At 65.6% G+C, this 6,597-nt stretch carries 7 protein-coding genes; 6 read left to right on the top strand and 1 reads right to left on the bottom strand.

Annotated elements, in window-relative coordinates; translation table 11 throughout:
* The 6 genes from EOA33_RS19825 to EOA33_RS19800 form a co-directional block, all read left to right on the top strand.
* The coding region (locus tag EOA33_RS19825; protein ID WP_190234316.1) for an ADP-ribosylglycohydrolase family protein at positions 1-667 on the top strand (667 nt) is incomplete at its 5' end.
* A complete protein-coding gene (locus EOA33_RS19820; protein ID WP_127406356.1) occupies positions 664-1,638 on the top strand; it encodes a PfkB family carbohydrate kinase in 975 nt (324 codons plus the stop codon). The genes EOA33_RS19825 and EOA33_RS19820, both read left to right, overlap by 4 nt.
* Positions 1,639-1,677: 39 nt before the next feature.
* Complete coding sequence (locus tag EOA33_RS19815; protein WP_126059001.1) at positions 1,678-2,739, top strand: ABC transporter substrate-binding protein; 1,062 nt, start codon at positions 1,678-1,680, stop codon at positions 2,737-2,739.
* A gap of 29 nt (positions 2,740-2,768) precedes the next feature.
* Positions 2,769-3,638: an ABC transporter permease gene (locus tag EOA33_RS19810; RefSeq protein WP_126059002.1), complete on the top strand. Its 870-nt coding sequence runs from the start codon at positions 2,769-2,771 to the stop codon at positions 3,636-3,638.
* Positions 3,638-4,426, top strand: a complete 789-nt coding sequence (locus EOA33_RS19805) for an ABC transporter permease (RefSeq protein WP_126059003.1) — start codon at positions 3,638-3,640, stop codon at positions 4,424-4,426. The genes EOA33_RS19810 and EOA33_RS19805 overlap by 1 nt, the downstream gene beginning before the upstream one ends.
* The gene (locus EOA33_RS19800; RefSeq protein ID WP_127406355.1) at positions 4,426-5,493 is read left to right on the top strand and encodes an ABC transporter ATP-binding protein; all 1,068 of its coding nucleotides are present in this window, start codon (positions 4,426-4,428) and stop codon (positions 5,491-5,493) included. The genes EOA33_RS19805 and EOA33_RS19800 overlap by 1 nt, the downstream gene beginning before the upstream one ends.
* Before the next feature lie 75 nt (positions 5,494-5,568).
* Here the strand turns inward: EOA33_RS19800 and EOA33_RS19795 are convergent.
* Positions 5,569-6,597: aromatic amino acid lyase (locus EOA33_RS19795; RefSeq protein ID WP_145989206.1), on the bottom strand; the 1,029-nt coding region annotated here is incomplete at its 5' end.

Here is a 6,597-nt window from a genome sequence, read left to right as displayed (position 1 = left end):
CGTGCCGCCCGAGGAGGCCGGCAGCGGCGGCGACACCAACGGCGCGGCCATGCGCATCGCGCCAGTTGGCATCATGATGCCGCCGGAGCCACTCGACACGCTGGTTGCGAAGGTCGCGGAAACCTGCCGGGCCACGCACAATACCTCGATTGCCATAGCTTCGGCCGCCGCGGTCGCTTTGGCGGTCAGCGGCGGAGTCTCGGGCGCCGACTGGCGCGCGGCTTCCGAGCGCGCCGTGACGGCGGCACGGTTGGGGGCAACGCTCGGGCATTGGGTCACCGGCGGCGACATCGCCGCGCGGATCGCCTGGGCGCAGGACCTTGTGCGCGGCAAGGCCGAGAAAGAGGCGATCCGGCTGATCGTCGATCTGGTCGGCACCGGCGTCGCCAGCCAGGAATCGGTTCCGGCGGCGTTCGCCGTGCTGGAGGTCGCCGAAGGCGATCCGTGGCGAGCGGCTGTCATCAGCGCCAATCTCGGCGGCGACACCGACACGATCGGCGCCATTGCCGCCAGCATGGCAGGTGCCTCTGCCGGCCTGTCGCGCCTGCCGCAGGATCGCATTGCCAAATTGCACGGCATCGATCTCGCCGCGGTTCGCGCGCTGGCAGACGATCTCATCGCGGCACGCGAGGCAAAGATCCGCTCCGGCAAGGAGGCTGCAGCATGAGTGGACGGCTGGTCCATGTCGGCAGCGCCGTGGTGGACTATGTCTACCGCATCGACGCCTTGCCGGCGCCCGGCACGGAAAAGACCGCGTCGAGCTACGCGCGGGTCGCCGGTGGCGGCTTCAACATGATGGTCGCGGCGAGGCGCACCGGCATGAGGGTGGTGTTCGGCGGTCAGCTCGGTACCGGGCCGGACGGCGATTTCCTGCGCGCGGCTTTTGCCGCCGAAGGCATCTCGACGCTGACGCCGCCGTCGCCGTTGATGGACAGCGGCAATTGCGTTGCCATGATCAGCGGCGACGCCGAGCGCACCTTCGTCTCCTGGCCGGGCGCCGAGAGCCGGCTCACGCGCGACATGATGGCTTCCGTCCAAGTCCAAGCCGGTGATTGGGTTTTTACCTCCGGCTACACGCTGAGCTATCCCGGCAGCCGCGACGCGCTCGCCGACTGGATCGAGGCGCTGCCGGCGGAAGTCCCCTTCGTCTTCGATCCAACGCCGGTGATAGCCGAGATTCCGCGCCCGATCCTGGACAGGGTGCTGGCGCGCACGACCTGGCTGAGCTGCAACACCAGCGAGGCGGCCGCGATCGCAGGTTCGGGCGACGCGCAGACTGCAGCCATCCGGCTGCTCGCCGACCATTGCCGGAAAGCGGTAGGCGTCGTCATCCGCGACGGCGCGCAAGGCTGCCTAGTGCGGCTGGCCGATGGCGGTACGCGCGCCATACCCGGTTTCGAGGTCGCCGCCGTCGACACCAACGGCGCCGGCGATGCTCATATCGGCGCCTTCGTCAGCGGCCTGTCGCGCGACATGCCGCCATGCGAGGCAGCGCGCTATGCCAATGCGGCGGCAGCGATTTCCGTTACCCGCCATGGCGGATCGTCGGCGCCGACCGACGCCGAAACCCAGGAATTCCTTGCCCGGCGCGTTCAAGCGGCGATCGCGCAGGACCGGGAACGAGAGGCCACAACTTAACAAGCCCGCCAACCGGGCAAACAATGAGAGGAAAGAAACATGCGCATGCCCAGACTGACCGCTTTTTTGACGGCCACGGCCGTCTTCGCTTCAGCATTCACGCTTGCCGCCAATGCCGGTGAAGTGCATGTGCTCAACTGGAAGGGTTACGGCGCCGACGAGCCATGGGCGATCGCAGCCTTCGAGAAGGCGACCGGCAACAAGGTGGTCAACGACTTCTTCAACTCCGAACAGGAGATGCTGACCAAGCTCAGGACCAATCCCGGCCTTTACGACGTCGTCATGATCAATGCCGCCTTCAACGATCAGGCGATGGCCGGCAAGCTGATCCAGCCGATCGACGTCTCGAAGCTTGCCAACTACGCCGACATCAGCAAGGACAAGGCCGGCTCACCGATGCTCAACCATGACGGCAAGGTCTATGGCGTGCCGTGGGTGTGGGGGCTGACCGCCTTAGCGATCAACGAGAAGTCGTTCCCCAAGCCGCCGACGAGCATCGCCGAAATGTGGGATCCGGCGCATAAGGGCCGCGTCATCATCCGTGATGACGCCGTCGAGGCGGTGCAGTTCGGCGCCATCGCCAGTGGCCAGAACATAAACGACATCAAGGACATGGAAGCGGTCAAGGCGAAGCTCACCTCGCTGATGCCGCAGATCAAGACGTTCTGGAGCTCGGAGAACGACTGGAACCAGATGGTCGCCTCCAACCAGATCGACATCGGCACCTACTGGAGCGGCTCGGCCGATCGCGCCAAGACGCATTTCAAGCTGCCGGTCTCGCTGGTTATCCCGCAGGAAGGCGCCGTCGCCTGGCTCGATGCCTTCTCGATCCCGGCAGGCTCCAAGAATGTCGAGGGCGCCGAAGCCTTCATCAACTACATGATCGACCCGAAATTCTACGTCGAATGGGTCACCAAGGTCGGCGCGCCGGTATCGGCCAACACCAAAGCGGTCGAGGCGCTGCCCGAGGATGCATTCAACCGCAAGGTCATGGGCGATCCGGACGTCGCCAAGCGCATCCAGTTCCAGGCGCCGGTCACCGACGAGCAGCGCGAGAAGTACCTGGCGCTCTGGCAGGAGCTGAAGGTCAACGTGAAGTAGTCGGCGTCTTTCGGGGAGGAGAGGCATCCATGGCTGACCAGCATGCGATCGGTTCGCGGCGCGGACTGAGGCCGGCCCTGCCGCTTCTCCTGCCGGCCTATCTGTGGCTGACGGTGGCGATCTTCCTGCCGCTGTCGGCCATGGTCTTCTTCTCCTTCATGACCGACCTGCCGCTGGCCGGGAAGGAATGGGCGTTCACGCTCGACAACTACGCGGCCTTCTTCTCGCAGAGCCTTTATCTGACGCTTCTGCTTGCCTCGCTGCGGCTCGGCCTCGAGGTCACCCTTTGGTGCGTGGTGATCGGCTATCCGGCGGCCTATGTGCTGGCCAAGGTGCTGAAGGGACGCAGCCGGGAGGCGATCTTCCTGCTCGTCATCCTGCCGTTCTGGTCGAACGGGCTGGTGCGCATCTTCTCCTGGGCGATGGTGCTGCGCGAGGGCGGCATCCTCGACACGGCACTCAACGCCGTGCTGCCGTTCAAGATCAACATCGATCTCATGTATTCCTACCCGGCCGTCATCATCGGCCTGGTGCACTCCTACGTGCCCTACATGGTGCTGACCTGCTACCTGACGCTGCAGGCGATCGACGATTCGCTGATCGAGGCCGGCCGCTCGCTCGGCGCCTCGCGGCGGCAGGTTCTTTGGCGCGTCATCATACCGCTGTCGATGCCGGGCCTGATCGCGGGGGCGGCGCTGATTTTCGTGCCGGTCGTCGGCTCCTTCATGGAGCCGCGTATTCTCGGCGGCCGCACCGGCACTTTCTACGGCACCGTCATCGAGGACCAGTTCGTCGCCGTCTTCAACTGGCCGCTGGGCGCCGCTCTCTCGTTCATCCTGCTTGCCGTCGTGCTGGTGATCCTGGCGGTGGCCTCGCCAGTGTTGCGGAGGGCCGCCTGATGGCGACGACGCGCATCCTCGAATGGCTAGGGCGGTTCTACATCGTCCTGCTGCTCGCCTTCCTCTATTTGCCGATCATCATCATGGCGCTGATGTCGTTCAACGCCTCGCCCTTCTACCAATTGCCACTCGAGTGGACGACGGACTGGTACGCCTCGCTCTGGCAGAACGACCAGCTGATCGCGGCGACCTGGAACAGCATCGAGATCGCGGTCATCACCACCATCATCTCGACCGTGCTCGGCTCGGCCGCCTCGCTGGCGCTCTACCGCTACGAATTCCCGGGCAAGAAGGCCCTGCAGGCGCTGCTCTTCCCGCCGATCGCCATTCCGTGGCTGATCACAGGCACGGCGATGCTGATCTTCTTCTTCGGCATCGGCATCGGCCGCGGGCTGGTAGCCATCCTGCTCGGCCATGTCGCGCTGGCGCTGCCTTATGTGATCGTCGTTGTCTCGGCCCGGTTGCAGACCTTCGCGCCGGAGCTGGAGGAGGCGGCGCGCTCGCTCGGCGCCAACCAGTGGCAGGTGACGAACCGCGTCACGCTGCCCTGGATCATGCCCGGAGTGATCGCCGGCGGTCTGTTCGCTTTCGCCGTGTCGTTTGACCAGTTCGTGGTCTCGTACTTCCTGTCGACCCCAGGCCAGACGACGCTGCCGGTCGAGATCTATGCGGCGATCCGCAAAGGCTTCACGCCCGAGATCAACGCGGTGTCGACGATCATCATCGTGGTGTCGATGGCGCTGATGCTGCTCACGGCACGCTTCTTCAAATTCGGCGGAGAGAAATAATGGCAGGCGTCCAGGTAGCGAACGTCTCCCGCAGTTTTGGCGCGCACAAGGCGCTGGATGACGTCTCGATCGATTTCGCCGACGGCGGCTTCTACGCGCTGCTCGGGCCGTCGGGCAGCGGCAAGACCACCTTGCTGCGCCAGATCGCCGGCTTCGATTTTCCCGACAGCGGCCGCATCGCCATCGGCGGCGAGAGCGTCGAGCGCGTGCCGGTCGAGAAGCGTCGCATCGGCATGGTGTTCCAGAACTATGCGCTGTTTCCCAATATGAGCGTCGCAGACAATGTCGCCTTCGGCTTGTCGGTGCGCGGCGAGGCCAAGGCGACGATCGCCGCCGAGGTGCAGCGGGCACTCGACCTCGTCCAACTTGGCAAGCTGGGTGCCCGCCGGCCGCACCAGCTTTCCGGCGGCCAGCGCCAGCGCGTGGCGTTGGCGCGCGCCATCGTCACCAAGCCGCGCGTGCTGTTGCTCGACGAGCCGCTCGGCGCGCTCGACAAGGCGCTGCGCGTCGACATGCAGATCGAGTTGAAGCGCATCCAGCGCGAGATCGGCATCACCACCATCTTCGTCACGCACGACCAGGAAGAGGCGCTGACGATGAGCGACCGCATCGGCATCCTGCGCGACGGCAGGCTGGTGCAGGAGGGGCCGCCGGAAGAGATCTACGACCGACCGCAAAGCGAGTTCGCCGCGACCTTCCTCGGCGACGCCAACATCTTTCGCGGCGACGCGACCGGCACCGGCATCCGGCTGCCCGACGGCACGGCGATCAATGCCTCGTCAGGGCCCTCGTTGGCAGCCGGCGCCAAGGCGAGTTGCGCGGTGCGGCCGGAGCGGATCCAGATCTCGACCGGCGCGGCGAAGCCCGATGCGGACAATGCCAATACGCTCAAGGGACAGGTGTCCAAGCGTATCTTCGCCGGCAACAACAGCACCTATTTTGTCGACCGCGACGGCCGGACGCTGAAGGTGATCGTGCAGAACACCGGCGCCGAAAGGTTGGCTGAAGGTCAGCCGGTGGTGCTCAGCTGGTCGCCGGACAGTACTGTGCTGATCGCGGCGGGCTAATCGACGCCGTCGGGCGGTCATCTGAAGCGTGTCGCGCTGACGCCGATTCAAGAAGCGCGGCTAACTCTTTGTTTTTCAGGCCCGCCAAGAGCCGTCGGCGAGCGCTGCGTAGAGCACGTTGGCGTTGGCCCCGAGCGGCCTGTCCTCCTTGAGCGTCGGGACATGCGTGCGGACAGAAGTGTGGATGACGGCGGTTGCCGGCGCCAGCGTGATCCCTTCACGCAGGTCAACGGCTTGGGCCGCCGCCATCAGTTCCATGGCGATCAGGCGTCGCCACAGTACGATCATGTCGGCGCATTTCGAAACCGCCAGAAGCGTTTGCGTTGCGTGATCCTCCACGCCTTCCGAGACCGGCAGGTAATCGAGCATCACGGGGTTGGCCTTATGGCGGATCGCGGCCAGGATCGCCGTAACGGTCTTCTGCAGAGGCACGAAGCCGGCGGAGGCGCCGCCGAGCGGCGACAGGTATTTGGGCAGGCTGTTGCGGCCCGAGCCGGTGAGCTGGATGAAGCGAGCGGCGCAAGCCCCCGCGCATTGCGCGATTGCCAGGCCAAGCGTCTCGAAGGCGAGCGCGAGTGACGCGGTGTGAAAGTTGCCGGTCGACAGCACCAACGTGTCTTCGACCAGCACCAGCGGATTGTCGGCGGCGGCGTTGAGCTCGATCTCGACCGCCAGCCTGGCATGATCGATCGCCTGGATCAGCGCCCCGTGGATCGAGGGCATGCAGCGGATCGACAGCGGATCCTGCAAGCTCGTCGGCGTCGTTTCATGATCGCGCGCGAGCAGGTCGCGCAGCGTCCTTGCCGCCAGCAATTGGCAGGCCGCGGGCCGCGCGACATGCAGGCGCGGATCGAGAATGGTGCGGTTGGCCGCGAGCGCTTCCATGGTCAGCGCGCCGGCCTGCTGCTGCTGTTCCATCGCAGACAGCGCGTCTGCAAGTGCCAGTGCGCCGGCGCCGGTGGAGACCGCCGAAGCATTGATCAGCGACAAGCCGTCCTTCGGCGCCAGGCTGACAGGAGGGAGGCGCGCCATCATAAGCGCCTTGGCCGAAGGCATGCGCCGGCTTTGGTAATCGGCGTCGCCTTCGGCCAAGGCGCTTATGAT

The sequence above is a fragment of the Mesorhizobium sp. M4A.F.Ca.ET.050.02.1.1 genome, assembly GCF_003997725.1.
GTDB lineage: Bacteria > Pseudomonadota > Alphaproteobacteria > Rhizobiales > Rhizobiaceae > Mesorhizobium.
This window is presented reverse-complemented; position numbering and strand designations above follow the sequence as displayed.

Bases quoted from the DNA above. Each gene is read 5' to 3' on its own strand.
- EOA33_RS19820 (WP_127406356.1), top strand. From the start codon at position 664: ATGAGTGGACGGCTGGTCCATGTCGGCAGCGCCGTGGTGGACTATGTC.
- EOA33_RS19815 (WP_126059001.1), top strand. From the start codon at position 1,678: ATGCGCATGCCCAGACTGACCGCTTTTTTGACGGCCACGGCCGTCTTC.
- EOA33_RS19810 (WP_126059002.1), top strand. From the start codon at position 2,769: ATGGCTGACCAGCATGCGATCGGTTCGCGGCGCGGACTGAGGCCGGCC.
- EOA33_RS19805 (WP_126059003.1), top strand. From the start codon at position 3,638: ATGGCGACGACGCGCATCCTCGAATGGCTAGGGCGGTTCTACATCGTC.
- EOA33_RS19800 (WP_127406355.1), top strand. From the start codon at position 4,426: ATGGCAGGCGTCCAGGTAGCGAACGTCTCCCGCAGTTTTGGCGCGCAC.